Below are 24,925 nucleotides of genomic sequence, written 5' to 3'. Positions count from 1 at the left end.
TCCTCCCGTCCTGTGTCACCCGAGGTAGCCGAGGTCACGAAGATTTCGCTGCACGGCGTCGCTGTACTCGCGTTCGTCGCCGTCGCCGTCACCGCGGTTGAACTCGTCGTCGACCTCCGCCGTCAGTCGGTCGCGGAGGTCGGACACCACGTCGGGATCGGGATCCACCACCTCCTCTTGGGACGGCAGGCGGTAGAGAGACGAGGATCCGTCGGACCGGAGTTCGAGGCGGTAATCCTCGGTTCGGATGCTCTTTCGTCCGACCCGCATCCACGCGAGCGTTTCCTCGGACACTTCTGACTCGGCTTCGGGGTTGCCGTGTTCGGTGTACGCTCGCTCGGCGACGACGTGGTCGCGTCGCTCCGGTCCGAAGAGGTCGATGCCGTCTGTCTCGGGTGCCTCCACGTCCGAGAGCGCACAGACCGTCGCGAACACGTCTGCGAGCGACGCCAGGTCCTCCCGTCGGCTCCCGGTCGGAACGCCCGGCCCGGCGAAGATGAGCGGAACGCGGAGGACTTCGTCGTAGAGACCGACACTGTGGTAGAGCAGGCCGTGTTCGCCAAAGTACTCTCCGTGGTCGGAGGTGAGGACGAACACGGTGTCGTCGGTCAAGTTACGTTCGTCGAACCACCCGAGGATGCGACCCACCTGGTCGTCGAGGTACTCGACGCTCGCGCGGTACCACTCTCTGACGATAGCGAGTTCCTCGTCGGAGACGTACGAATCGTCGTCGTAGTATCGAAAGCGGATGTTGTTCGAGCGTTTTCCGTCAGCGACCGCGAACACCCGCTCGTCCCTGACCGAGTCGTCCTCGATTCGACCGGGCGTGAGCAACTCCTCGAACACATGAAGCGGCGGTCGGGACAGCGACGGCGTTCGGTCCGTCTTGTACGGCCGCGGCGGGTCGTACGGCGCGTGCACCGTCGTCAGATTCATCATGCCGAAGAACGGCGACTCCGCGCCCCCGAGTGCGTCGAGGAACTTCTCTATCCGTAGTTCGTTATAGTAGTCGTTTCCCCGCGTGAATAGCCGGAACGTGTCACGTCGGACGGAATCGTCGGTCAGCAGTTGTTCGAACCACTCGACGGACGGTCGCTCGGCGACGTGATCCCACGGTTCGTAGTACCAATCGAATCCGCGGTCGAGGTTCGTCGGCGACGCCATCTTCGAGGGCCCCGACACGCCGTAGGTGTCGTACCCGGCGTCGCGGAGGCGGTCCGCCAGAAGCGGGACATCATCGTCCATCGTCGGCATGTTCCCTTGAAACCCCGAGTTCGAGGGCCACAACCCGGAGAAGAGCGTTCCGTGGGCGGGCGGCGTCCACGCCCCCGCGGAGAACGCGCTCTCGAAGCGGGTTCCGGACTCGGCGATCCGGTCGAGGTTCGGCGTCTCCACCGCGTCGTCGTCGTAGCACGAGAGGGCGTCGGCCCGAAGCGTGTCGAATACGAGGAGAACGACGTTCGGACGAGGGGTCATACCCCGTGTATTCGACCGAATCGGATAAATCGTAGACGCCGTTCGCACCCGGTGGCGGACGACTGCAGGCGTTGCGCTATCTCCGCTTCACTTTTCTGGGATGACCGGGCACCTGTTCGAAAGATGAACCCCGACTCTGCTCGCGTCGCCATGCTGTATCAGGATCCGCACCCCGCCCACCGAGGGTTCGCGGAGGCCATCGGCGCCGACCTGGTGGACTTTCGGGGCTTCTCTCCCGACGCCCTCGGCGACGGCCTGCCGGCCGACGTCGTGAACGGACTCCGCGCGCCACCGTACGACGTCTACCTCGTAGAGGGTTCTCGACCGCTCTACGCCGCCCTCGTCAACCGCGTCGTTCGCGGCTCTCGGCTCGTCTACCTCTGTGCGGACCACGGGCTCTACAGCCTCGGCCGAGACGACTTCGAGGGGAGTTCGGGACTGAAGTCGCTCGTCGGACGGTTCGGCGGGCCGGCGGTCAGCGCCGTCGGTCGTCGATACGTCGACGGCGTGGTCGCCGTCTCCGAGTTCGCCGCGGACTTCACCCGTCCTATCGTGGGCGCGGACACGCCGATGGCCGTCGCGCACCCGTACGTCCAACCCGACGTGTACGACTCTCTCGGCGGTGTCGCGCCGTCGCTCGACGGGAAGGTCGCGGTGACCGTCGGTCGGCCGAGCGAGTACAAGGGCGTGGACTTGCTCGTCGAGGCGTGGCCGCGCGTCCGGGAGCGACATCCCGAGGCGGAACTCCACGTCGTCGGCGGCGGCCACCCTGAGTCGTACGCCGACACGCCCGGCGTTCGGGTTCGCGGATACGTCGAGGACCTCGCGGACGCGTTCGTGCCCGCATCGTTGTACGTCCAGCCGTCGCGGATGGACACCTTCCCGGTGAGCGTCTTAGAGGCGATGCGTGCGGGGCTTCCGCCCCTCGTCACCGACACCACGGGGACGCGGTCCGAAGCGCGCGAGGTGGACCCCTCGCTCGTCGTCTCAGCGGACCCCGAGTCGCTCGCGGGAGGTGTCTCGACGTACTTCGACCGAGTGTCGGAAGAGCGCCGTCGCCTCTCCGACCTCGCCCGGAAACGAGGGTCGACGTTCGACGCGGAGTCGCGGAAGGCGGCGTTCGCCGAGGCGTTCCGCGGCGTACTCGAAGAACTTTAACGACGCTGCTTCGATGGTACCGCTATGACCGTCTACGTCGTCGGCCTCGACGGAGCCGACTGGTCGCTCCTCCGACGTTGGATGGACGAGGGCGCGCTTCCGGCGTTCGAGCGTCTCTGCGCGGAGGGCGTCACCGGCGACCTGCGGAGTACGCTCCCGCCCATCACGTTCCCCGCGTGGAAGTGCTACTCCACCGGGAAGACGCCCGGGAAACTCGGCGTCTACGAGTGGTTCTCGTTCGACCGGGAGCGCTGCGAGATAGCGACAAACGACTCCTCGGACTTCAGGTCCCGCGAGTACTGGGACGTCCTCGCGGACGCCGACCGCGACGCCGCGGTCGTCAACATGCCGACGACGCACCCGCCGCGGACCGCCGACGGCGTCCTGACCGTCGCGGGGAGTCCGGCGTCCGAGCGGGGGGAGTTCACCTCTCCGGAGTCGCTGAAACCCGACCTCCTCGACGCCGTTCCGTCTTACCGGGTGAAGCCGAACCTCGTCCTCGGTGAAGCGTCGCCAGACGAACTGGTAACCGAGGCGCGAACGCTCGTCGACCAGCGCTTCGACGCGGCGGAGTGGTTCGCCGCGGAGCGCGACCGCGACCTCGTCCACCTCACCGTCTTCATCACGGACACGGTTCAGCACCGCCTGTGGGACCGCCCGGGGCACATCCGCCGGTTGTACGAACGCATCGACGACCGACTGGGAGAACTGCTCGACGACGAGGGGACGGAGGCCGTCTTCCTCATGAGCGATCACGGCTTCGTCGAGATAGACGAGACGTTCCTCGTCAACCAGTGGTTGGCGAACCGCGGCGATCTGGTGGTGGGCGAGGACTCCTCGCGGACCGTCCTCTCGTCGCTGGGGCTCACCGAGGAGCGACTCAAGCGATTGGTCGACAGGCTCGGCCTCGTGAACCTCGCGCAGGCCGTCGTCCCCGAGTCGATTCAGCGGCGCGTCCCGAACGAAAGCGGACGCCTGTCGGTACAGGATGCGCCGGTTGATTGGGAGCAGACGAAGGCCATCTCGCTCGGTCGGGGGCCCGTGTACGTCAACGACCGCGCGTTCGACTCGGACTCGTCGAAGGCGGCGTACGTCGAGGAACTCGCAACGGCGTTCGAGTCGCTGGAGACGCCCGACGGGACGCCCGTCGCGGCGGCGGTTCACGACCCCGGGGACATCTACACCGGGGAGATGGCTCTCGCGCCCGACCTCGTCGTCGAGTACACCACGGGCGTCGACGCGCCCGAATCGCTCGGCGGCGAGGTGTTCGGCGAGCGGTTGGAGTGGCTCGCCACTCACCGGCACACCGGCGTTTTCGCCGCGTGGGGGGAGGACGTCGCCGAACGCGACGAGGCGGCGGAACTGTCGCTGTACGACCTCGCACCGACCATCCTCCACCGCCTCGGCGTCGCCGTCCCGGAGGACGTCGACGGGGACGTCGCGTTCGACGTCCTCGCCGGCGACGCCGCCGCGCGCGACGTCGAAGTGGGTCCCGCGACGGCGACCGGAACGGGAGACCGTAGAGCGGACCAGCGAGACGTCGAGGAGACGCTGAAGGATCTCGGGTACGTGGAGTAGGCAAGTCCGGTCTTTCTTGCTATGCACTTACCAAAGGCGCTGTGCGGTCCGACGGAGCGCTGAGACGGGGCAGTGCATAGACGATCACTGGTCCTCTGCGGAGTACGGTAACGGACGTAGGGACGACGGAAGGAACGTTCCGAGCAGGTACCCCGCGGTGGTCGAACGCTACGCTCCGACCGACGACGTCAGAGGTACCCGAGCGCGGATAGCTTCTCCTCTACGGTCCCTTCGTCTCGCGCGCTCCGTTCCGTGTCCTGTTTCGGATCGTACTCGCCCGTATCTTCGGCGCTCGTCTCGTACCAGGGGACCCGACGGATCGACGGTATCGGAACCTTCGGATGTCCGTACACGCCCAGTTCACCGGCGGCGTTCCCGTGGTCGGCGGTGACGACGACCCGTTCGGCGTCCACGCTGCCGAGCAACAGTTCGACCTCTCCGAGGATGTACCGGAGGTTGTCGCGGTAGCTGCGCCACACTCTCTCGCGAGTTAGCTCCCCCTTCCGCAGTCTGTCCCACGGGTCTTCCCACCCCGCGCCTTCCCCCAACGTCTCGGCGTTCATCCCCCCTCCCAACGGGTCGGGAATCGACGGGAAGTGCGGTTGCATGTAGTGGACGATGAGTCGGTCCGGGTCGAGTTCACGCTTCGTGCTGATAGCGCGGTCGGTTATCGGTCGCCCCGGAATCGTGCCCGCCTCGTCGTCCCACTCGTACCGCCACACTTCGTCGAGTTTGCGCAACGAATCGTCGTCGAGCACGCGGTGGCTGAACGGATTTCCGGTGACGTACGCTGTCCGCTTCATCTCGTCCCGCCGACGCTCGGTGAACGTGTTCTCGAGCCATTCGATGGAAGAACTCCCGACCGAGACGAGTTCGTCCGGCCGGTTGAGGAAGGGGTACTCGTCCGCGACTTCGTCGATGACGTCGACCCGGCACGCATCGAGGACGAGGAGCACGTCCCACTCCCGGTCGTAGACGTTCGTCGTTCCCGGATAGAACTTGTTGAGCCGTCGCAGCCCTCCGATGTACAACTCGTAGCCGCCCTCTCGTAGTCCGTCTACCGGGCCCCGCTCTCGAACGCTCGTCCTCGTCTTGCGGATCCAATCGCTGAATGTCATTGTAGGTATCCAAGTTCTCGCAGGTGGTCTTCGACCATCTCGTCGTCCTCGTCGACGCCGCGTTCCCCGCGCCGCATCTCCGCCATTCGGCGCTGGTGGTCGTCGAGGGCGGCGGCGAGTTCGTCGTACACCTCGCTCTCCTCGCCGGAGCGGTCGTCCCCCGGTTGTTCGTCGGGCGTCTCGCTCACGTCGAAGAGGAACTCGCCGTCGTCGGCGTGGCGGAGGAGTTTCCACCCGTCGCTCCGGCGCGCGAAGCTCCGGCTGTAATCTATCTGCCGACCCACGTCGCCGAAGGCGAACTCCCGCGCCTCGACGTCACCGCGGGCGACATCGAGGGCGGAGGCGCCCTGCCACTCGTCCGGCGGGGCGACGCCGGCGGCGTCCGCGAGCGTCGGGGCGGTGTCGAGGAGTCGGACCTGCCCGTCGACGGTTCCCGTCTCGCCGACGCCGTCGACGAGGAAGGGGACGCGCACGACGCCCTCCCAGAACTCCGGCGGGTGGCCCGCGTGGCCGTGTTCGCCCACGAGTTCGCCGTGGTCCGCGGTGAAGCAGACGACGGTGTCGTCTCGGACTCCGCGGGCGTCGAGTTCGGATACGAGCGAGGCGAACTGGTCGTCCGCGTAGGCGCACTCGGCGTCGTACAGGTTCTTGATCAGGTCCCACTCCTCGTCGGTGACGTCCTCGGGGTGGTGCGTCCCCTTTCGCGAGAGGCGGCGACACTCGGCGACGCCCATCTGTTCGTCGAGGAACCGTCGCTGGTACTCCTCGGGCGCCTCGTAGGGGTGGTGGACGTCCATGTAGTGGAGCCAGACGAACCAGTCCTCGTCGGCGTCCCTCTCGTCTATCCACTCGAGGGCGCGGCGGTTGAGCGAGGCGGCGCGTTCGTACTCGCTGTCGTTGCCGGTCGTCTCCGACCAGAACGCGTCGAGGCGGGTGTAGACGCGTTCGATGGTCTTGAACAGGAGGCCGCTCTTGTCGAGGTTCGACTGGACGAACTGCTTCAGTCTCCCCGCTTCGGTCGAACCGCTGGCGTCGTGCATCACGTCGAACCCGCGGTCGTAGTTGTACGACCCGCTGGCGAAGTGGTTGTCCGTGTACCCCGCGGTGGCGTAGCCGGCGTCCCGAAGACGCTCTGCGAGAGTGACGACGCCACCCTCTGCGGGGATTCCGAGCCCCTCGATGCTCGCGAAGTGACGGCTCGCGTGGATGGACGGGAACGAGGCGGGCGTAGAGGGACCGTTCGCGATGCACTGTCTGAATTCGAGTGCGTCGTCCGCGAACGACCGCGTGAAGGGCATGACCCTCTCGTTCACCCTATCAGCGCGGAGCGAGTCCACGGTGACGAGTAGGACGTTCATACTCCTTGCTCCTACCGACGCGACAAAAGCACTCTGTACTTCTCCTCGATCCGATCGGTGACCGCCTCCCAATCGGGGAGGCCGGCGGAAGACGTGTCGCGGTTCACGACCTCGGTGATCGCTTCCGCGACCGTGGCGGGTTCGACGTCTCCGACGCCGACGCACCCGTCGCGGCCGACCCAGTCGGAGAGTGCCCCCGCTTTGCGCACCACGCACGGCGTCCCTGCGGCCAACGACTCGGCGACGGTCATTCCGTACGCCTCGAACGACGAGAGCGTCAGGTGAGCGCTGGCGCCGGCGTAGAGCGAGGGGATGCGGTCGGCGTCGACGAATCCGAGGAACGACACTCTGTCGTCCACGCCCTCCTCCCGAGCGATCCGTTCGAGTTCGTCGCGGTACGGTCCCGACCCCACCACGAGAAGGTCGTACGCCGACAGTTCGGAGAGGGCTCGAATCGCGTGTTGGACGCCCTTGTACTCCTCCAATCGACCGACAGTCAGGAGGTACGGTCGGTCCCGGACGACCGGTTCGGCGCGCTCGAATCGGTCCACGTCGAGTCCGTTCGGGATCACCGTCGCATCGACGCCGAAGTCGTCGGCCAACCGCTCTCGCTCCCAGTCGCTGACGGCGACGACGGCGTCGGCGCGTCGGACGGCCCGCCGACCGAGCGGTCGGTACAGCGAGAGCAACCGATCTCTGAGGGAGTCCGCGCTCCCGCCGTGGTAGTGCGGCGTCGCGACGAACCGTCGGTCGCCGACGCCGAGGGCGGCGAAAAAGAGGGGGAACGAGTGGTAGTTGTGCGCGTGGACGATGTCCGCGTCGCGACGTCGGACGGCGGCGGTCACCTGCGGGCAGACGTGCATCGCCCCGCCCGGTGCGAGTCCCCGGTGCCGACGCACCCGAACGCCGTTGCGGCGTTCCCGCCGGAAACCGCCATCTCCGGCGTCGGCGGTGACCACCGTCACGTCGTGACCGCGTTCGACCAGTCGCTCGGAGATCTCACGAACGTGCGTCTCCACGCCGCCCGACTGCGGCGGGTACCGCGGCGTCACCTGCAGTATCTTCATTCGTACACGTCCCGGAGTTCCTCGTCCACGTCCCAGATCGCCGACCCCTCGCCGCGCAGCAGCTTCACCGCAGCGAAGAGCAGCGACACCTGCGTGTCGAACACGGCGTAGATGGGTTGGAGGCCCCCCAAGCGGTCCCGAGAGCCGAGGAGGGTGAACGCCCCCAGCGCGGCCGGAACGGCGAGACCGAACGGCCCCGCGACGGCGAGTCCGGCGAGCGTCGTCGCCGCCACCGCGCCCGCGAGAAGCCACGGCGAGAGTATCATGAACCACCAGTTGAACGGGAGGACGACGCCGCCGTAGAGGCCGTGTCGCCCGAGTGCGTCGCGGTGCTGGACCAACAGCCGAATCAGGCCCATCGCCCGGCGGTCCTTCTGCGTCCGTCGCTTCCCGAACTCGGAGTGAGACGCCTCCATGTAGCGGACGTCGGGGTCGAAGACGACGCGCTTGCCGTTGCGCCGAATCTTCAGGGCGAGTTCGGTGTCGTCCGCGATGGAGTTCGGGTCGATGGGGACGATCTCGTCGTTCTCGAACGCGGAGAACGGCCCGTGGAAGATGAGCGTCGAGTCGATGTGGCTCTCCAGCGTCTGAATCATCGCCTGGACGCCGCGGTACCCCTCCTCGACTTCGCTCCCGCCGAGGACCTCGACGTTGCGGCCGGTGACCGCGCCCACGTCGGGGTCGGCGAGGTTCGCGGCGGCCTCGCGGAGGGCGTCGGCGGCGACTTTCGAGTCGCAGTCCGTCTTGACGACCATCTCGTTTTCCGCGGCGGCGTAGGCGTCGTTGAGGGCGGGCGCGAGTCCCCGCCGTTCGTCCTCTTCGAGGAGGTTCAGCGTCGGGTGTTCACGTTCGGCGAAGAAGCTCCGAACGATGTCTCGCGTGTCGTCGTCGCTGGAGTCGACGACGACGACTTCGACTTTCTCCGTGGGGTAGTCGAGCGAGACGATGTCGCGGAGTTTGTTCTCGATGATGCGTTCCTCGTTGTACGTCGGGAGGACGACGCTGACCGTCGGTTCGGCGGGTTCCTTCTTCGCGGGCGACCCGGAGGGGTTCCAGACCTTGTACAGCAGAAGATACAGCACGTAGGGTAACCCCGTCAACGACAGTAATCCCGCGACTGCGGAGACGAGGCGGCGGACGAACGTACGCATACCCGTCCTTCAGGGACGGAGATAAAAATCCCCGCGGTCTGAGTCGTCGTCCGCGTTCGTCTCGTCCGGGCGTCGGTGCGATTACTCCGACTCGCCCTCGGCGCTCGCTTGCCCCGCCCCCTCGTCGCCGCGTTCGGCCTGTATCCTCCGCTCTGCTTCGTCCCGGTCTTCGGGGTAGCCGACGTCGATGCGCCACCCTTCGAGGCGCAGGGCGTCGATGGTCCGTCCGCTCTCTATCAACAGGTCGACGGCGTCCGAAATCTCGTACTCGCCGCGGTCGGACGGTTGCACGAGGCGGCACGCGTGGAATATCGCCGGCGAGAAGGTGTAAAATCCGGTCATGACGAGATTCGACGGCGGGTCGTCGGGTTTCTCGACGACGTCGGTAATCTCGCCGTACTTGTTGGTGTCGCAGACGCCGTACCGACTCGCTTCCTCCCACGGCACCTCCTCGACGAGGAAGGCGGCGTCGGCCCGGTCCTCGCGTTGCCGTCGGACGACGTCCTTCAGGTTCGCCCGGAAGACGTTGTCTCCGAGCATGAGCATGAAGTCGTCGTCGATGTGTTCTTCGACGGTCAGCAACGCGTGCGCGAGTCCCTTCTGTTCGCGTTGGTGGGCGTAGGTTATCGGAATGCCCTCGTACTCGTCGCCGTAGTGGCTGATTATCCTCTCCTTCAGGTACCCGACCACGAGGACGAACTCGTCGGCGCCGAGCTCTCGGAGTTGGTCGAGGCAGTGGGTGATGATCGGTTCGCCGTCGATTTCGACCATCCCCTTCGGTTTGTCGTCGGTGAGGGGTCGAAGTCGAGTTCCTTTGCCCGCCGCGAGAACCACTGCTTGCATGTCCGGTTCTTCTCCGTAAGCGCGTATATATCTCATGTGTAAACGCATCCGCTATATCGAGACGCATCTCCTGCGTGTCGACCGAACGCCGCCGGCGACGGTGACGAGACGCGAAGCGTCTTGTCCGCCAACCGGAACGCGAAGCGTTCTGGTGACGTTGCCGACAGAGACAGCAACCCTTTTGCGCTACCCCCAAAGAAATCCGTCCAATGCCGCCACTCGACTCCGTCTGCGTTCTCATCCCCACCTACAACGAGGCCGAGACCATCGGCCGCGTCGTAGAGAATTTCCGCGAGGAGGGCTTCGAGAACATCCTCGTCATCGACGGCGGGTCCGAAGACGGCACCGCGGAGGTCGCCGAGGAACGCGGCGCGCGCGTCGCCATGCAGTCGGGGTCCGGAAAGGGACAGGCCATCCGCGAGGCGGTCGAGTACCACATCGACGCGCCGTACGTCCTGATGCTCGACGGCGACGCGACGTACCGCGCGGAGGACGCGCAGGCGATGCTGGAACCCTTAGACGAGGGGTACGAACACGTCATCGGCGACCGGTTCGCCGACATGCGCGACGGGGCGATGACGAAGTTCAACCAGATCGGAAACGGCATCGTCAACGACGCCTTCGCGGCCATCCACGGCCAGAACTTCGAGGACATCCTCTCGGGCTACCGCGCCTTCACGCGCGAATCGTTCTCGCGGATGACCCTCACGGCGGACGGGTTCGGCGTCGAGACGGAGATGGCCGTCGAGTGCATCAAGCGGAACATCAAGACGGCGGTCGTCCCCATCGCGTACCTCCCCCGTCCGTCCGGGTCGGACACGAACCTGCGGCCCATCCGCGACGGCGGCATCATCTTTCTGGAGCTGTACCGCCGAGCGAAGACGAACAACCCGCTGTTCTACTTCGGGAGCGTCGGCGGTATCTCCACCCTCATCGGGATCCTCGTCGCCGTCTACGTCGCCGTCGAGTGGGTGACGGTCCGCGTCTCGCACGAGGTGCTCGCCGTCGTCGCCGCGGGCGCCATCCTGTTCGGCGTCCAACTCCTGATGTTCGGCGTCCTCTCCGACCTCATCCTGACGCTGCACCGCGACACGCTCCGAAAGATAGACGACGAGTTCGAGTCGAGCGAGTCCGGCGAGACGACGAGGGCGGCGAAAAGGGCGGACGCCGCCGAGGACGCGCCCGCGCCGGACGGGGAGACGGTCGAACGGACGAACCGGGGCTGAACGCGGCGGCGGTTGGCGACCCGCGGGAGACGAGAAACGACGGACCGCGCGAGAGGGGGCGACGGCGAGGAGAGGCGACGACTCAGAAGGGGAGCAGACTTCGAAGCTGCTGTAAGAACCCGCCGGACGCCGAGGAGCGGTACTCCTCGAACACCGGGTGCAGTTGGTTCAGAAGCTCCGTCTCGGTATCGAACTCCGAGGACGGGACCGACGAGAGCGCTTCCTCGATCGCGACGCCGTTGCCCGAGGCGTCGTACGGTATCTTCGCGTTGTCGAGGGCGCGGACCACTTCGTCGTCGGTGGCCGGGAACTGAATCTCGGCTTCGGACAGTCGAGCGTCGAGCGCCGCGATACCGAACTCGAGCGTGTCCGGTTCGTCCCCTCCCTGCTGTGGTGGTCTGACCGCCATTACGGGCCGATACGTGTTCATCGTTGGAAAAACCCCCGACTGACGCTCTGGCGGACGAGACGCGGGAATCTCCCCTCGACGTCGCCGTCGGACTCCATCCGCGGTCCTCGGTTCCGTCTGCGGTCCTCGATTCCGCCCGGAGCCGAATCGGCCGCCGTCCGTCGCCGATTCGGGGCCGACACGCTCGGCGGGACGGCGGCGGACCGGGGGAATCGAGCGCATCCGTTATACTTACCCGGAACGTCGTCACCGACGAGAACGACGATGACGGACTACACCACCGTGTCCATCCCGAAGGACCTCGCGGACCGCGTCGAAGAGACCATCGAGGGGACGAGTTTCTCCAGTACGAGCGACCTCGTTCGGTTCCTCCTGCGGAGTATCGTCATCCAACACCAGAAGGAGGGACAGCTCACGGAGGCACAGTTCGAGGAGATAACCGACCAACTCGCGGATTTGGGGTATCTCGACAGGTGATCGGGTAGTTACTCGGAGGCGAGCGACTCGTTCGGCGGGTGGGCGTCCACGACGTCGAGTCCGAACCCGCGTCCGCTCCGGTCGAACGCCTTGACCGACTCGTCCTCCCACGGGGGGACGGCGACGATGACGGCCGCGGCGAAGTCGTCCTCTCGCGTCGGCCGGGGCGGCCCCTGCGGGTGAGAGACGAACCTCGCGCGCCCGCGCCCGGCGGGCGTCCCGAGGTCCAAGCCGAAGACGGCGTTGACGGAGCTGCCGGCATCGGGGAGGTAGAACGTCGTCAGTACGGGCGTCTCGGGGTCTAGGCCGACGTCTCGTTCGAAGTCGCCGGCGGGCGTCGCCGTGAGGACGACGCTCATCCGCTCGGGTTCGCTCTCCTCGGCCATGTCGAGGAGAACGTCGAGCAAGCCGCGGGTGATGTGTACCACGGTAGAACTACGGGGGGAACAGATAAAAAACGTGACCGGATTCGACGCCGCTCGGCGGACTCGCGCCGGGAACGGCGCTTCGAGGGCGTCGTTTCAGGAGACCATCTCCCTGACCGCGCGCCCGTACGCGCCCGGCATGTTCCGCCGCGCGTCGTCCAGCGCTTGTTCGAGTGCGCGGGCCGCCCCCGCGAGAACGCCCTCGCCGTGGCCGACGAGGAGTCGTTCGGGGTCGTACCCCGAGAGGTTCTTCCGCGGCGGGAACGGCCGGCGCATCGGGTGGACGCCCACCGTCTCGCCCGGCGCGCGGAAGAACGACGCGGTGCCCACCGACTCGGGGACGACCATCGTCCCGTCGGACCGGCGGACGAACCCCGCCTCCTGCCACGGCGGGATGGAGGCGTCGCGGACGACGAACGACTCGAACCCGGAGTCGCCGAGGCGGCGGCCGAACCGTTCGACGGGCGCGGCTATCTCCTCTACCACACCCGCCATCCAGTCGGGAACGTACACCGAAACCCCGTGGCGGGTCGCTATCTCGGCGGCGTCGCGCTTGTGCCGGTCGAGTCCGACGACGACGCCCGCGACGTCCCCGAACTCGGCCAACAGGTCGTCGAGTTCCGGCGCGTCCACCGGGTCGAACACCCAGACGCCCCCGTCGTCGCCGACGACGGCGTGACTGGCCCGTTGCATGTCCTCCTCGGGGTACGCTATCCACCCGACCCCGTCGTCCCAGCGGTCGATTTCGCGGTACTCGCTCGAACCGCTCCCCTTCATCGGCATGCCCGAACAGAGGGCCGGAACGCGCTTAAACGCTCCCGCCGTGACACGCCCGGCGGGCGACGGTTCGCGGATCGGAGCGAAACGCTCGCGGGTCAGAGGGATCTATTTCGGGCCGGCGCGCGTAGGGCCGCCATGCTCACCCACCTCTGCCGCCTCGCACTCGAAGTGAAGTACGTCGGGTCCGCCCGCGAGTTCTACGAGACTCGGCTCGGGCTGGTCCCGGCCGACGAGTCGGACTCGGAAGTCGCCTACGACGTGGGGGAGACGACGCTCGTCCTCCGGCGACCGACCGCCGTCCCCCGCGGCGGAATCCACACCCACTACGCCTTCTCGACCACCCGCGAGGCGTACAACGGGTGGGTCGAACGCTTCTCCGATCTGGACCCCGTGGAGTTCTCCTTCGGGTCGTCGCGGTCGGTGTACGTCTACGACCCCGACGGGAACTGCGTCGAAGTCGGCGGCACGGAGTCGGCCGAGTCGGCGGGCGCGGACGGGGCCGTCGGACCGGACGACGCCGGCCCCCTCACCGGCATCTTCGAGGTGGTGTTGGAGGTGGCCGATTTAGACAGCGCCGAGGAACGGTACCGCGCTCTCGGGTTCGAAGTCGTAGACGAGGGCGCGGAGAGGCGGCGAGTTCGCCTCTCCGGACCGGTCGATATCGAACTGTGGGAACCGCAGTTGGGAATCGCGGACGCGCGCGGGGGCGTCCACGTGGACCTGACGTTCGCCGCGGAGGACGCCGAGGCGGCGGTCGAAGCCGGCGGTCCGTGGGCCGACGGCCCGGAAGAGGTAGACGGCGGCCTTCGCGTCCGCGACGCCGACGGCCACGTCCTGACGTTCAGAGACGGTCGGTGTTGATGTTCGTCCCCGGCGGCGTGACAACGAGGAAGTTCCGGAAGTGCATCAGGCTCCCGCCCATGTCCTTGATCTCGCGCGCGAACCCCGTCGCCAGTTCGTTCAGGTCCCCCTCGATGGCGAGAAACAGGACGTTCCCGTTCTCGACGCTCCGAATCCACTCGTCGGGGTCGGTCGTTCCGTCGAGGGCCGCTAGCACCACGTCCCCCTCTGCGTTCTCCTCGTCGAGATGCTCCTCGGCGGAGGCGAGGTTGAGTTTGAAGTCGCCCATATCGGTTCGGATTGGAGACCAACACGAAAAGCGTTCGGTCGTCTCGACGGTCTCCTGACTGAGAACTGACGGGAACCGAACCCGTCGAATCGCGCCCGCCGGTCCGAGGCGTGCGGCGTCGCCTCCTCCTCTCGGCCCCCGCCCCGTCCCCGCCGGACGCTCCACGTTCGTCCACATCGGACCGCGCGCGAGGACGCCGAGAGATAATTCCTCAACTTTAGAGACGAAATTTGACTATTGTACGGAACGCCAACCGGTTCGACCGCCGCAGGAATATAAGGTGATACAAACACCTTGGATTGACCAATCCCGTTTACGTCGTGCGATTACGGGGTTCGAGGCGGTTGCGTCGAGGGAGCGAGTACCAGCCGTGTCACTGTCTCACGGAAACGCTTATATACCGCTGTAGGCACGGGACTGATACAATGTCTAACGACAAGGAGGCTTCGTCGGATTCCCCGGCGGGTCGAGTTCTTCCAGGGCACATTAGCCCAAATTACTGAACCAGAAATTCAGAACGTACGGATTTTCGACACCACGCTGCGCGACGGCGAGCAGTCGCCACGCACCTCGTTCAGCTACGAGGAGAAGCGGGACATCGCGGCCACCCTCGACGAGATGGGGACGCACGTCATCGAGGCGGGCTTCCCGGTCAACTCGGACGCCGAGTTCGAGGCCGTGAGCGACATCGCCGCCGCCACCGACACGACCGTGTGCGGTCTGGCGCGCGTCGTCGACAAGGACGTGGAGGCCGCCCTCGATTCGGGGGTGGAGATGGTCCACGTCTTCGTCAGCACCAGCGACGTGCAACTGGCGGACTCGATGCACGCCTCGAAGGAGGAGGCCGTCGAGCGCGCAGTCGCCAGTGTCGAGCGTGCGAAGGAAGCCGGCGTCGAAGTCATGTTCTCGCCGATGGACGCCACGCGAACGGACGTGGAGTTCCTCGCCGAGATACTGGAGGCGACGGACGACGCCGGGGCTGACTGGGTCAACATCCCGGACACGTGCGGCGTCGCGACGCCGACGCGCTTCGCGGACCTGATTCGGACGGTCCGAGAGCACACGTCGGCGAAGATAGACGTCCACGCCCACGACGACTTCGGGCTGGCCACCGCCAACGCGATGGCCGGCTTCGAGGCGGGCGCGTCGCAGGCGCAGGTGTCGGTCAACGGCATCGGCGAACGCGCCGGCAACGCCGCCTACGAGGAGGTCGTCATGTCCGCGGAGTCGCTGTACGACGTGGACAGCGGCATCGACACCACGCGCATTACGGAACTCTCCCGGATGGTCGAAGAGGCGAGCGACATCCCGGTGCCGGCGAACAAGCCGGTCGTCGGGCGCAACGCCTTCTCCCACGAGAGCGGCATCCACGCCGCGGGCGTCATCGAGAACTCGGACACGTTCGAGCCGGGCGTGATGACGCCGGAGATGGTGGGCGCACAGCGCGAGTTCGTCCTCGGCAAGCACACCGGCGCACACTCCGTCCGCAAGCGACTGGAGGACTCCGGCTTCGTCCCGACGGACGACGAGGTCCGCGAGGTGACGCGCCGGGTCAAAGACTACGGCGCGGAGAAAGAGCGCGTGACGGTGGACGTGCTCACGCGCTTCGCCCGCGAGGTGGGCGTCGAGCGCGACGACGAAGAGGAGGAGGTTCGCGCCTGATGCCGCGCGCCCCGTTCGCTCACGCTCGTGAGCCGCGGGTGCGCGACGCCCGGGCCGTCCCCTGCAATCGTTGCGCCGCGCGAAACGTTGATAAGCGACCGGACGAATCCAACGAGTACGATGCGACAGCAGGCCGTACTCGACGCGTCCGTCCCCGCCGCCCAGCCCGTAGTGGCGGCGACGGACGACGTGGCCGCTGTCCGGTCGCTCATTATTGTAGGGGCTGCCTAGCCCCTTACTTCACTTCTATCGACGGACTGCGCACCGCGTTCACAACACCACCAGAGAACCACGAGTACACCCGGTAATGGAGCACCAGCAACCCCACGCACGCGACCGACGGCGGACGTATCGACACCCGACCACGCGACACTCCCGACGGGGGGCCGCGACATGAGCGAACACGCGCCCCCCTCGCAGGACGACGACGCCGCGTCCGAGGAGTCGGCCGACCGGACGCCGGTCACCACCGGCGCGTCCTCGGTCGTCCGCGCCCTCGAAAACGCCGGCGTCGAAGCCGCGTTCGGCGTCCAGGGCGGGGCGATCATGCCCGTCTACGACGCCCTCTATAGTTCCGACATCCGGCACGTGACGATGGCGCACGAACAGGGCGCCGCCCACGCCGCCGACGCGTACGGCGTCGTCCGCGGCGACCCCGGCCTCTGTCTCGCCACGTCCGGTCCGGGCGCGACCAACCTCGTCACCGGCATCGCCGACGCCAACATGGACTCCGACGCGATGCTCGCGCTGACGGGACAGGTCCCCTCGGACATGGTCGGGTCGGACGCGTTCCAAGAGACCGACACGACGGGCGTCACCGCGCCGATAACGAAGCACAACTACTTCGCGGGCGACGCCGACAGCGTCGGCGACACCGTCGGCGAGGCGTTCGCCCTCGCCGGGCAGGGCCGCCCGGGCCCGACGCTCGTCGACCTGCCGAAGGACGTCACCCTCGGCGAGACGGACCGCGAACCCGGCCCGGCGGAGACGCCGGAGACGACGGAACCCCAGTTGGAGGCCGACCCCGACGACGTGGAGACGGCCGCGAAGGCCATCGAAGCCGCCGAGAAGCCGGTGCTTCTGTTCGGCGGCGGCGTCGTCAAGGGCAACGCCTCCGAGGAAGCCCGTTCGTTCGCCATCGACCACGGCGTCCCCGTGGTGACGACGATGCCCGGCATCGGGTCGTTCCCGGAGGATCACGACCTCTGTCTGTCGTGGGCCGGGATGCACGGAACCGGCTACGCGAACATGGCCATCACGCACACCGACCTGCTGATAGCGGTCGGGACGCGCTTCGACGACCGCCTCACCGGCGGCATCGACACGTTCGCGCCGGAGGCCGAAGTCGTCCACATCGACATCGACCCCGCGGAGATATCGAAGAACATCCACGCGGACTACCCCCTCGTGGGCGACGCGGGCCGCGTCATCGAGCAGATAGACGACGCGATGGAGCGCAGTCCGGACATCAAAGAGTGGCGCGACCAGTGTCGGACGTGGAAGTCCGAGTACCCGATGGACTACGCGACGCCGGACGACGAACCGGTGAAACCGCAGTTCGTCGTCGAGTGCCTCGACGAGGCCACCGACGACGACACCGTCGTCACGTCGGGCGTCGGCCAACACCAGATGTGGGCCGCGCAGTACTGGACGTTCACGGAGCCCCGGACGTGGGTCTCCTCGCACGGCCTCGGGACGATGGGCTACGGCCTCCCGGCCGCCATCGGCGCGCGACTCGCCGCGGACGACGACCAAGACGTCGTCTGCATCGACGGCGACGGGTCGTTCCTGATGACGATTCAGGAACTGTCCGTCGCGGTCCGCGAGGAACTCGACATCACCGTCGCCGTACTCAACAACGAGTACATCGGGATGGTCCGCCAGTGGCAGGACGCCTTCTTCGAGCGTCGCCGCATGGCGGCCGACTACGGCTGGTGCCCCGAGTTCGACAAACTCGCCGAGGCGTTCGGCGCGCGCGGATTCCGCGTGGACGAGTACGACGAAGTCGCAGAGACCATCGAGGCGGCACTCGACTACGACGGCCCCTCGGTCATCGACTTCCACATCGACCCCGCGGAGAACGTCTACCCGATGGTCGCCTCGGGCGCGCCGAACGGGAAGTTCGCGCTGACGGAGGATCAACTATGAGCTCGCAGGACTCCGATTCCGACGACTCCCCGCCGAAGCACGGACTGAAAGGGCCCGCGCCGGAGGAACGACCGCACCCGGACGGGCGGCGCAACTCCCAAGGTATCCGCATCGACCCCGAAGTCGAGGCGGAGCACGACCCCCGTCGGGCGGTCATCTCGGCGTTAGTCGAGAACGAACCGGGCGTGCTGTCGCGCATCGCGGGACTCGTCTCGCGGCGGCAGTTCAACATCGAGAGCCTCACCGTCGGCCCGACGACGGTCGACGGCCACGCCCGGATCACGATGGTCGTCGAGGAACCCGACCCCGGCATCGACCAGATAAAGAAGCAGCTCTCGAAGCTGAAGCCGGTCATCAACGCCGGCGAACTCGACGACGACGCCGTGCGGACGGAACTCGTCCTCCTGAAAGTCGAGGGCGACGAACCCGACAAGGTGCACGCCGTCACGGAGATGTACGAGGGCAAGACGCTCGACGCCGGGCCGCGGACCATCACGGTCCAACTCACCGGCGACGAGCAGAAGATAGACGACGCCATCGACGCGTTCCGCCAGTTCGGCATCATCGAGATAGCCCGGACGGGCCAGACGGCGCTGGCGCGCGGCGACCAAGCGACAGTCCCCGGAGAGAAACCCGCGACCTCCGGCGAACCGACGAAACCCACCCATACACACAAATGACTGATCTCAACACGAAGGTATACTACGACGACGACGCGGACCGCTCGCAGATCGACGACAAGACCGTAGCCATCCTCGGCTACGGCAGTCAGGGCCACGCCCACGCGCAGAACCTCGCAGAGAGCGGGGTCGACGTGGTCGTCGGCCTCCGCGAGGGGTCGTCCTCTCGCTCCGCCGCAGAGTCGGACGGCCTGCGCGTGGCCACGCCCGTCGAGGCGGCTGCCGAGGGCGACATCGTCTCCGTGCTCGTCCCTGACACCGTCCAGCCGGCGGTGTTCGAGCAGATCCGGGACAGCTTAGACGAGGGCGACACGCTCCAGTTCGCCCACGGGTTCAACATCCACTACAACCAGATTCAGCCCCCCGAGGACGTGGACGTGACGATGGTCGCCCCGAAGTCGCCGGGCCACCTCGTCCGCCGAAACTACGAGAACGACGAGGGGACGCCCGGCCTCATCGCCGTCTACCAGGACGTGACGGGCGACGCGAAGGAGGAGGCGCTGGCGTACTCGCACGCCATCGGCTGCACCCGCGCGGGCGTCATCGAGACGACGTTCCAAGAGGAGGTCGAGACCGACCTGTTCGGCGAACAGGTCGTCCTCTGCGGCGGCGTCACCTCGCTGGTGAAGCAGGGCTACGAGACGCTCGTGGACGCGGGCTACTCCCCCGAAATGGCCTACTTCGAGTGCCTGAACGAGCTCAAGCTCATCGTGGACCTGATGTACGAGGGCGGACTCGAGGAGATGTGGAACTCCGTCTCCGACACCGCCGAGTACGGCGGCCTCACGCGCGGCGACCGCGTCGTGGACGAACACGCCCGCGAGAACATGGAGGAGATCCTCGAAGAGGTCCAGAACGGCACGTTCGCCCGCGAGTGGATCGCGGAGAACCAGGCGGGCCGTCCCTCCTACACCCAACTGAAGGACGCGGAAGAGAACCACCACATCGAGGAAGTCGGTCGGCCCCTGCGCGACCTGTTCGCGTGGTCCGACGACGGAGACGAGGACGAAGAGACGGCGGAAGCACCCGCGGACGACTGACGACGATGACAGACCGAACACCGATGAAGGAGATAAGCCACGCGCACCCGGAGACGGGCGAGACGTTCGGCTACGACGTGTACCGGCGCGGACCGGCCGTGGCCGACGGTGGCGAGAACCGAGACGACGGAGACGACGCGGCGGACGAGATGTCCGACGTGGACCACACCCCCCGGAACGGCGAGGGGGCGAACGAGGTATGGAAGCGCGGCGACGGTGATGTAGATGAGTGAGGGAACGCTGTACGACAAGGTGTGGGAGGAACACACCGTCTCGGAGCTGCCGACCGGGCAGACGCAGCTGTTCGTCGGCCTCCACCTCATCCACGAGGTGACGAGTCCGCAGGCGTTCGGCATGCTGCAGGAACGCGACTTAGAGGTCGCCTACCCCCAACTCACCCACGCCACCGTCGACCACATTGTCCCGACGGCGGACCAGTCGCGGCCGTTCCGCGACGACGCCGCCGAGGAGATGATGTCCGAACTCGAACAGAACGTCCGCGACGCCGGCATCGAGTTCTCCGACCCCACCTCGGGCGAACAGGGCATCGTCCACGTCATCGGGCCCGAACAGGGACTCACCCAACCCGGGAAGACCATCGTCTGCGGCGACTCCCACACCTCGACGCACGGCGCGTTCGGCGCACTCGCGTTCGGTATCGGGACGAGCCAGATTCGCGACGTGCTGGCGACCCAGACCGTCGCGATGGAGAAGAAGGACGTCCGGAAGATAGAGGTCACCGGCGAACTCGGCGACGGCGTCGAGGCGAAGGACATCATCCTCGAAGTCATCCGCCGCCTCGGTACCGAGGGCGGCGTCGGCTACGTGTACGAGTACGCCGGCGAGGCCATCGAGAACCTCGACATGGAGGGCCGGATGAGCATCTGCAACATGTCCATCGAGGGCGGCGCGCGCGCGGGATACGTCAACCCCGACGAGACCACCTACGAGTGGCTGAAAGAGACCGACTACTTCCGAGAGAACCCCGAGAAGTTCGACGAACTGAAGCCCTACTGGGAGTCCGTACGGTCGGACGAGGACGCCGTCTACGACGACGTGGTCACAATCGACGGCTCCGAACTCGAACCCGTCGTCACGTGGGGGACGACCCCCGGGCAGGGAATCGGCATCACCGATCCGATTCCGGCCCCGGAGGACCTCCCCGCGGGCAAGCGGGACACCGCGCGACGCGCCCAAGAGCACATGCGCGTCGAACCCGGCGACACGATGGAGGGCTACCAGATAGACGTCGCCTTCCTCGGGTCGTGCACGAACGCTCGCCTCCCCGACCTGCGCCGCGCGGCGCGGGTCGTCGAGGGGCGGCAGGTTCACGAGGACGTCCGCGCGATGGTCGTCCCCGGCAGTCAGCGCGTGAAGGCCGCCGCCGAGGAGGAGGGCTTAGACGAGATATTCAAGGAAGCCGGCTTCGAGTGGCGCGGCGCGGGCTGTTCGATGTGTCTCGGCATGAACGAGGACCAACTGGAGGGCGACGAGGCGTGCGCGTCCTCCTCGAACCGCAACTTCATCGGTCGGCAGGGGTCGAAAGACGGCCGCACCGTGCTGATGAACCCCCGGATGGTGGCCGCCGCGGCCATCGAGGGGAAGGTGACCGACGTGCGCGACCTGAAGGAGGTGAAACTGGCATGACCGACGAGATACCCGAAATCGACTCCGTCTCGGGGTCCGGCGTCCCCATTCGAGGGAACGACATCGACACCGACCAGATAATCCCGGCGCGGTTCATGAAGGTCGTCACGTTCGACGGCCTCGGGGAGTTCGCGTTCTTCGACCAGCGATTCGACGAGAACGACGACCAGAAGGACCACCCGTTCAACGAACCGCAGTTCCAGGACGCCTCGGTGATGGTCGTCAACGCCAACTTCGGCTGCGGGTCCTCCCGCGAACACGCCCCCCAAGCGCTGATGCGGTGGGGCATCGACGCCATCGTCGGCGAGTCGTTCGCCGAAATCTTCGCGGGTAACTGCCTCGCACTCGGCATCCCGACGGTCACCGCGGACCACGAGACGATCACCGAACTCCAAGACTGGGTCGAGGAACACCCCGACGAGGAGATAGACGTGGACGTGGGGAACGAGACGGTCACCTACGGAGAGACGACCATCGAGGCGACGGTGGACGACGCACAGCGGAGAGCCCTCACCGAGGGCGTCTGGGACACGACGGCGCTGATGAAGTCCAACGCCGACGCCGTCGCGCAGAAGGCCGCCTCCCTGCCCTACGTCGATGACTGAGGAGATCGTCGTTATCCCCGGCGACGGCATCGGGAAGGAAGTCGTCCCGGCGGCGGTGTCAGTCCTCGAAGCGGTCGGCGACTTCGAGTTCGTCGAGGCCGACGCCGGCGACGCCGTGAAGGAGGAGACGGGCGAGGCACTGCCCGAGGAGACGTACGAGTTGGCCGCCTCCGCCGACGCCACCCTGTTCGGCGCGGCGGGCGAGACGGCCGCAGACGTCATCCTCCCCCTCCGAACCGCGGTGGACTCGTTCGTCAACGTCCGCCCGGCGAAGGCGTACCCCGGCGTGGACGCCCTGCGGCCGGAGACGGACCTGGTGTTCCTCAGAGAGAACACCGAGGGCGTCTACTCGGGCCACGAGGACCGCCTCTCGGAGGACCTCTCGACTCTGACGCGCGTCGTGACCACCTCCGCCTCGGAGCGACTCGCCGAGTTCGCCTGCGACTACGTGGCAGACCGCGAGTACGACGGGTTCTCCGTCGCGCACAAGGCGAACGTGATGCGCGAGACGGACGGTCGGTTCCGCGACGCCGTCGTCTCCGTCGCCGAGGACCGCGGCGTCGAGACGGACGAGGTGCTGATGGACGCGTTCGCCACGCGCGTCTGTCTCGACCCGACGCAGTTCGACGTGGTCGTCTGCCCGAACCTCGCGGGCGACGTGCTCTCGGACCTCGCCGCCGGTCTGGTCGGGGGCCTCGGCCTCCTGCCGTCGGCGAACATCGGGCCCGAACGCGCCCTCTTCGAACCCGTCCACGGCACCGCGCCGGACATCGCGGGCGAGGGCGTCGCCAACCCCTCGGCGACCATCGTCTCCGCCGCGATGCTGTTGGAGTATCTCGGCTACGACGGGGAGGGACGGCGGGTTCGAGACGCCGTCGAGGGCGTCCTCGCCGACGGGCCGCGAACGCCCGACTTAGGCGGCGACGCGTCCACCGAGGACGTGACGAACGCCGTCCTCGACCGTCTCGACTGACCGCCGAGCGCGGTTTTCGTTTCTGTTCCCGTTCGATTCTCGGCCGCGTCCTCGGTTCCGTTCGCCGACGGCAGTCTCGGCGCGGGACGGACCGCACTCCCGCGGAGCGCCGTGTTCGTTCGTCTTCGGTTTTCGATCGAACCGAACAGAGACGGTCGATTCTCGAACACAAACAATTAACAACGAACGGCGGTAATCCGCGTACACGACCGACGCCCATGTTACCCGCAGAGCGAAAACGGCGAATCGTGGAACTCGTTTCGGCGGACGACGGACGGTCCGTCGAGGGTCTCTCGGAGGAACTCGACTACTCGAAGGCGACCATCAGGCGCGACCTTCGGGAGTTAGAGGACCGCGGCCTCATCGAACGGTCCCACGGAGGCGCAGTCCCCGTCACCACCGTCGGACGCGAACAGACGTACGGACAGAAGGAGGTGCAGAACCTCGACGGGAAGCGAGCGATAGCGGACGGAGCGGTCTCGGAGATATCGGACGGACAGGTCGTCTTCTTCGACTCCGGGACGACGACGATGCAGGTGGCCCAGAAGGCCCCGAAGGACGGGTCCATCCTCGCGGTGACGAACTCGCCGCGTCTCGCCGTCGAACTCGGTAAGGAGGACAACGACGTGAAGTTGACCGGCGGCACCCTCCGCCGCCGGACGCGCGCCCTGGTCGGACCGACGGCGGAGTCGTTCATGGAGCGGACGAACTTCGACCTGCTGTTTCTCGGCACGAACGCCGTCGACGTGGACGGCGGCCTGACGACGCCGAACGAGGACGAAGCGCGGATGAAGCAGCTGATGGTCGAGAAGGCGTCCCGCGTCGTCCTCGTCGCGGACACGACGAAGGTCGGAAAGCGGAGCTTCGTCCAGTTCGCGGAGGTGGACGACGTGGACCTGTTCGTCACGGACGGCGACCTCCCGACCCGCGAACGCGAGGCGTTCGAGAACGAGGGGATGACGGTCCGCGAGGTGACTCCGGAGTGACCGACGACCTGGTGACGGTCACGATGAACCCGGCGGTGGACCACACCCTCCGCATCGACGAACCGCTGAAATCGGGGGCCGTCGCCCGAACGGACGACGCCCAGTTCGACGCCGGCGGCAAGGGGATCAACGTCTCGAAGTACCTCACCGCGCTCGACGTCTCCGCGCCGGCGACGGGCTTTCTCGGCGGCCCCTTCGGTCGGATGATCCGGACGCAACTCGACGACGACGGCGTCCCCAACGACTTCGTGGAGATCCCCGACCGGACGCGACTGAACACGACCGTCCTGAGTCCGGACGCCGAGTACAAGATAAACCACGACGGCCCGACGGTCGGCGAGGACGCCGTCTCGGACCTCGTCGAACGGGTCGGGACGCACGACCCGGACACCGTCGTCGTCGCCGGGAGCCTCCCCGCCGGCGTCACGACGGACGCGGTGGACAGACTCGCCCGCGCGGGCGAGTGGGACACCGCCGTCGATACGAGCGGGTCGCTCCTCACGGAACTGGACGCCGAGTACCTCGTCTGCAAGCCGAACCGCGAGGAACTGGGCGAGGCGACCGGCCGGTCGGTCGATTCCATCGAGGAGTGCGCCGCGGCGGCCGCCGAACTCCGGGAGCGAGGCTTCCGCTACGTCGTCGCGTCGCTCGGACCGGACGGTGCCCTCCTCGTCTCCGAGTCGGAGTCCGTTCACGCGCCCGCCGCGGACGCGGACGTGGTTGATACGGTCGGCGCGGGCGACGCCCTCCTCTCGGGCTTCCTCGCGGGGCTGGCCCGCGGCGAATCCGAAACCGTCGCCCTCCAGACGGGCGTGACCGTCGCCGCGCGCGTCGTCTCCGTCTCCGGCACCCGCGTGCCCGACTTCGACGGCGTGTTCGACGCTCGAAGCGGCGTAAACGTCTCTCAGACCTGACACGAGTGCTCGTTCGTGCCCTCGCACGGGACAAAACGATCAAAAACGCTCGTATCCGAAAGGGTTTTTGAATTC

Annotated in this window: 25 protein-coding genes; 15 read left to right on the top strand and 10 right to left on the bottom strand. The window is 67.0% G+C overall.

The window, feature by feature from the left end; translation table 11 throughout:
* Window positions 1–15: 15 nt before the first annotated feature.
* Entirely contained in the window at window positions 16–1,476 is a 1,461-nt protein-coding gene (locus tag ACZ522_RS19500) for a sulfatase (RefSeq protein WP_379695789.1), read from the bottom strand.
* Window positions 1,477–1,599: 123 nt separating this feature from the next.
* Between ACZ522_RS19500 and ACZ522_RS19495 the strand changes: the two genes are divergently transcribed.
* On the top strand, window positions 1,600–2,634 hold the full coding sequence (locus tag ACZ522_RS19495; protein ID WP_379695791.1) for a glycosyltransferase family 4 protein: 1,035 nt from the start codon (window positions 1,600–1,602) through the stop codon (window positions 2,632–2,634).
* A 24-nt stretch (window positions 2,635–2,658) separates the two neighbouring features.
* Window positions 2,659–4,212, top strand: a complete 1,554-nt coding sequence (locus tag ACZ522_RS19490; RefSeq protein WP_379695793.1) for an alkaline phosphatase family protein — start codon at window positions 2,659–2,661, stop codon at window positions 4,210–4,212.
* Between the two features lie 188 nt (window positions 4,213–4,400).
* On the opposite strand, the gene ACZ522_RS19485 is transcribed toward ACZ522_RS19490, so the two are convergent.
* From ACZ522_RS19485 to aglF, 5 genes are all read right to left on the bottom strand, one after another.
* Entirely contained in the window at window positions 4,401–5,330 is a 930-nt protein-coding gene (locus ACZ522_RS19485; protein ID WP_379695795.1) for a hydrolase, read from the bottom strand.
* Window positions 5,327–6,688, bottom strand: coding sequence for a sulfatase (locus ACZ522_RS19480; protein WP_379695797.1), 1,362 nt, complete (start codon window positions 6,686–6,688; stop codon window positions 5,327–5,329). Before ACZ522_RS19480 ends, ACZ522_RS19485 begins: the two co-directional genes overlap by 4 nt.
* Before the next feature lie 11 nt (window positions 6,689–6,699).
* A complete protein-coding gene (locus ACZ522_RS19475; protein WP_379695799.1) occupies window positions 6,700–7,755 on the bottom strand; it encodes a glycosyltransferase family 4 protein in 1,056 nt (351 codons plus the stop codon).
* Complete coding sequence (locus ACZ522_RS19470; RefSeq protein WP_379695801.1) at window positions 7,752–8,906, bottom strand: glycosyltransferase; 1,155 nt, start codon at window positions 8,904–8,906, stop codon at window positions 7,752–7,754. Before ACZ522_RS19470 ends, ACZ522_RS19475 begins: the two co-directional genes overlap by 4 nt.
* 81 nt (window positions 8,907–8,987) lie before the next feature.
* Window positions 8,988–9,749, bottom strand: coding sequence for a UTP--glucose-1-phosphate uridylyltransferase AglF (aglF, locus tag ACZ522_RS19465; protein WP_379695803.1), 762 nt, complete (start codon window positions 9,747–9,749; stop codon window positions 8,988–8,990).
* A gap of 209 nt (window positions 9,750–9,958) precedes the next feature.
* On the opposite strand from aglF, the gene aglJ reads away from it, so the two are divergent.
* Window positions 9,959–10,975 (top strand): S-layer glycoprotein N-glycosyltransferase AglJ, encoded by a 1,017-nt coding sequence (gene aglJ / locus ACZ522_RS19460; protein WP_379695805.1) that lies wholly within the window; start codon window positions 9,959–9,961, stop codon window positions 10,973–10,975.
* An 82-nt stretch (window positions 10,976–11,057) separates the two neighbouring features.
* Here aglJ and ACZ522_RS19455 read toward each other — a convergent pair whose 3' ends face one another.
* Entirely contained in the window at window positions 11,058–11,384 is a 327-nt protein-coding gene (locus ACZ522_RS19455; protein WP_379695807.1) for a hypothetical protein, read from the bottom strand.
* 264 nt (window positions 11,385–11,648) lie between these two features.
* Here ACZ522_RS19455 and ACZ522_RS19450 point away from each other — a divergent pair, with 264 nt between their 5' ends.
* On the top strand, window positions 11,649–11,861 hold the full coding sequence (locus tag ACZ522_RS19450) for a ribbon-helix-helix domain-containing protein (protein ID WP_379695809.1): 213 nt from the start codon (window positions 11,649–11,651) through the stop codon (window positions 11,859–11,861).
* A gap of 8 nt (window positions 11,862–11,869) precedes the next feature.
* On the opposite strand, the gene ACZ522_RS19445 is transcribed toward ACZ522_RS19450, so the two are convergent.
* Both ACZ522_RS19445 and ACZ522_RS19440 read right to left on the bottom strand, forming a co-directional pair.
* Window positions 11,870–12,289 carry an MPN domain-containing protein gene (locus ACZ522_RS19445; protein ID WP_379695811.1) on the bottom strand — a complete coding sequence of 140 codons (420 nt, stop codon included), beginning with the start codon at window positions 12,287–12,289 and terminating at the stop codon, window positions 11,870–11,872.
* A 93-nt stretch (window positions 12,290–12,382) separates the two neighbouring features.
* Window positions 12,383–13,069, bottom strand: a complete 687-nt coding sequence (locus ACZ522_RS19440; RefSeq protein WP_379695813.1) for a hypothetical protein — start codon at window positions 13,067–13,069, stop codon at window positions 12,383–12,385.
* 132 nt (window positions 13,070–13,201) lie between these two features.
* Between ACZ522_RS19440 and ACZ522_RS19435 the strand changes: the two genes are divergently transcribed.
* A complete protein-coding gene (locus ACZ522_RS19435) occupies window positions 13,202–13,927 on the top strand; it encodes a fosmidomycin resistance protein (protein WP_379695815.1) in 726 nt (241 codons plus the stop codon).
* On the opposite strand, the gene ACZ522_RS19430 is transcribed toward ACZ522_RS19435, so the two are convergent.
* Window positions 13,908–14,195 (bottom strand): DUF5779 family protein, encoded by a 288-nt coding sequence (locus tag ACZ522_RS19430; RefSeq protein ID WP_379695817.1) that lies wholly within the window; start codon window positions 14,193–14,195, stop codon window positions 13,908–13,910. The genes ACZ522_RS19435 and ACZ522_RS19430 overlap by 20 nt on opposite strands.
* 417 nt (window positions 14,196–14,612) lie before the next feature.
* On the opposite strand from ACZ522_RS19430, the gene ACZ522_RS19425 reads away from it, so the two are divergent.
* From ACZ522_RS19425 to pfkB, 10 genes are all read left to right on the top strand, one after another.
* The gene (locus ACZ522_RS19425) at window positions 14,613–15,857 is read left to right on the top strand and encodes a LeuA family protein (RefSeq protein WP_379699841.1); all 1,245 of its coding nucleotides are present in this window, start codon (window positions 14,613–14,615) and stop codon (window positions 15,855–15,857) included.
* A gap of 393 nt (window positions 15,858–16,250) precedes the next feature.
* A complete protein-coding gene (gene ilvB, locus ACZ522_RS19420; protein ID WP_379695819.1) occupies window positions 16,251–18,005 on the top strand; it encodes a biosynthetic-type acetolactate synthase large subunit in 1,755 nt (584 codons plus the stop codon).
* Complete coding sequence (gene ilvN, locus ACZ522_RS19415) at window positions 18,002–18,685, top strand: acetolactate synthase small subunit (RefSeq protein WP_379695821.1); 684 nt, start codon at window positions 18,002–18,004, stop codon at window positions 18,683–18,685. The genes ilvB and ilvN overlap by 4 nt, the downstream gene beginning before the upstream one ends.
* Complete coding sequence (ilvC, locus tag ACZ522_RS19410; protein ID WP_379695824.1) at window positions 18,682–19,725, top strand: ketol-acid reductoisomerase; 1,044 nt, start codon at window positions 18,682–18,684, stop codon at window positions 19,723–19,725. Before ilvN ends, ilvC begins: the two co-directional genes overlap by 4 nt.
* Before the next feature lie 5 nt (window positions 19,726–19,730).
* Window positions 19,731–19,958 carry a hypothetical protein gene (locus ACZ522_RS19405; RefSeq protein ID WP_379695826.1) on the top strand — a complete coding sequence of 76 codons (228 nt, stop codon included), beginning with the start codon at window positions 19,731–19,733 and terminating at the stop codon, window positions 19,956–19,958.
* Window positions 19,951–21,372: a 3-isopropylmalate dehydratase large subunit gene (leuC, locus tag ACZ522_RS19400; protein ID WP_379695828.1), complete on the top strand. Its 1,422-nt coding sequence runs from the start codon at window positions 19,951–19,953 to the stop codon at window positions 21,370–21,372. Before ACZ522_RS19405 ends, leuC begins: the two co-directional genes overlap by 8 nt.
* On the top strand, window positions 21,369–21,977 hold the full coding sequence (gene leuD, locus ACZ522_RS19395; RefSeq protein WP_379695830.1) for a 3-isopropylmalate dehydratase small subunit: 609 nt from the start codon (window positions 21,369–21,371) through the stop codon (window positions 21,975–21,977). Before leuC ends, leuD begins: the two co-directional genes overlap by 4 nt.
* On the top strand, window positions 21,970–22,950 hold the full coding sequence (gene leuB, locus ACZ522_RS19390; RefSeq protein WP_379695832.1) for a 3-isopropylmalate dehydrogenase: 981 nt from the start codon (window positions 21,970–21,972) through the stop codon (window positions 22,948–22,950). The genes leuD and leuB overlap by 8 nt, the downstream gene beginning before the upstream one ends.
* A 218-nt stretch (window positions 22,951–23,168) precedes the next feature.
* Window positions 23,169–23,936: an HTH-type transcriptional regulator GlpR gene (glpR, locus tag ACZ522_RS19385; RefSeq protein WP_379695834.1), complete on the top strand. Its 768-nt coding sequence runs from the start codon at window positions 23,169–23,171 to the stop codon at window positions 23,934–23,936.
* Window positions 23,937–23,959: 23 nt separating this feature from the next.
* On the top strand, window positions 23,960–24,850 hold the full coding sequence (gene pfkB / locus ACZ522_RS19380) for a 1-phosphofructokinase (RefSeq protein ID WP_464391826.1): 891 nt from the start codon (window positions 23,960–23,962) through the stop codon (window positions 24,848–24,850).
* The last annotated feature ends 75 nt before the right edge of the window (window positions 24,851–24,925 follow it).

Source organism: Halopelagius fulvigenes, assembly GCF_055398025.1.
The sequence above is the reverse complement of the archived record's forward strand: the minus strand, read 5'-3'. Positions and strand labels throughout refer to the sequence as shown.